The sequence below is a fragment of the Natrinema soli genome (assembly GCF_028618695.1).
This window is the reverse complement of sequence record NZ_JAQIVI010000690.1, coordinates 1-1631: the sequence shown is the minus strand read 5'-3', so window position 1 is coordinate 1631 and position 1631 is coordinate 1. Positions and strand designations below refer to the sequence as shown.

Genomic DNA, 1631 nt, shown 5'->3' with positions numbered 1-1631 from the left:
CCGCGCGCTCGGGGACGTGAGCCGGCCGCTCGGGGACTCGAGTGCGGCCAGGGGTCGGGTGCTGGGAACATACCTGCACGGCCTGTTCGACAACGCGTCGGTCCGAACGGCGTTTCTCGAGACCGTCGCGCGGACGGCCGGCGTCGATCGCCCGTCGCGCGAGGACACTGCAGTGTCATCGATGACGGCCGACCGAACGGGATCGACGCCGTACGACCGAGCGGCGCGACTCGTCCGCGAACACGTCGATCTGGCGGCGCTCGGCGAACCGTTTCAGGAGTGATGGAGAACGATGGTGACGGAGAACGATGGTGACGGAGAGCGGTGGCGACACCGGTCGCGGAGTGGCGCTTGGTCGGTTATGGCGAGTCGCTGCGGTAGGTTCCGAGCAGTTCCTCGAGGATGATACACTCCTGATCGGTCTCTTCGTAGTGGGTGTCGATAAAGCGTTCCGCGGCTTCGTAGTTGCCCCGAAGGCCGTACTTTCGGACGTTTATCACGGCGTCGAGGAAGAAGGTCCCACCGTCGGCGCCTAGCGCTTTGGCGTGGTCGCGGTCGCTGATGTCGAGTTCGGACTTGATCTCGTCGAAGTTGAACGTCTTGACCTCGTGGTCCGAATCGATCAGGCTGAGGACGTACTCCGCGGAGAACCGATAGAACTCCGACTTGCTCTCGAACATACCGTCGTCGACGAGCGTGTCGATTTCCGTGACCACGTCGTCGGGGTATCTGACGGTATCTTTTGCCATATCCACATACTGTTCGCTGCTGATTAATTACTGTTTCGACCGTCCGTCGAACGGCGTCTGACCGCGACGAGCGTCCATCGAAAGACGGCGTCTCGTGACGAGCGACGGCTCGAGCGCCGGCCACGCAGACACACTCGTGCCCGTCAGTTGTCGTCGTACCTGTTGGTTGTCGTCGTGCCCATCAATCGTCGTCGCGCCCGTCGATCGTCGGAGGTCGTATCGAGTCTCGGAACGGAACGAACGTTAAAGGCACGGGGCCGACTCCACTCGGACGAGTGGGTGTAATCGACGTGTATTATGGCGTTCTCTTCAGTTCCCTCCCGTGGTGGCTTGCGGCCCCGCTGATCGAGCTCTCGGTGCTCGTGTTCGGGATGGCGCTCGACGAGACGTACGTCAACAGAACGACGGTACTCACGGGTGCGATCGCGGTCCACATCCACGGGCTCGTCGCGGGCGACGTCGGACTGCTCGTCGGGCTCTACGCCGACGTCGGCCTGCTGGTCGGCGCGTACGGACTCTACGCGTACGTCGTCGATGGCTACGTCGGTGACGCCTTCCGGGTCGTCGCCTTTTTCCTCTACTCACCGCTGTCGGTCTTTCTCGTTATCCTGACCGCCGGACCGACGGTGTTCGGGATCGAGCCGCTGTTCGTTCCCGCGCTGGCGCTGGCCGGCTACGCGAACGTCCGGCTCCGGGGCTCGCTTCCCGCCGACCCCTACTACTTCGGTCCCGAATCCGAAGCCGAGTTCCAGGCGACCGTCGACGCCGAGTCCGACGACGCATTGAACGGAACGGCCACGGCGGGAACCGACGGCGGGACCCCAGCCGAAACCGACGGCACGCCGGCCGGCTCCACGAGCACCGGTGATGGGGACCCCGACG

The 1631-nt window shown here is 64.1% G+C and carries 2 protein-coding genes and 1 pseudogene; 2 read left to right on the top strand and 1 reads right to left on the bottom strand.

Features of this window, described 5'->3' with window-relative positions; all coding sequences use genetic code 11:
• Nucleotides 1-283: pseudogene (locus PGX04_RS30125) on the top strand (cobyric acid synthase); the annotation flags it as partial.
• Nucleotides 284-359: 76 nt separating this feature from the next.
• Here the strand turns inward: PGX04_RS30125 and PGX04_RS30120 are convergent.
• Entirely contained in the window at nt 360-749 is a 390-nt protein-coding gene (locus tag PGX04_RS30120; protein WP_273741853.1) for a CopG family transcriptional regulator, read from the bottom strand.
• A 275-nt stretch (nt 750-1024) separates the two neighbouring features.
• On the opposite strand from PGX04_RS30120, the gene PGX04_RS30115 reads away from it, so the two are divergent.
• Nucleotides 1025-1631 (top strand): hypothetical protein (locus PGX04_RS30115; RefSeq protein WP_273741852.1); only part of this gene is annotated, 607 nt, incomplete at its 3' end.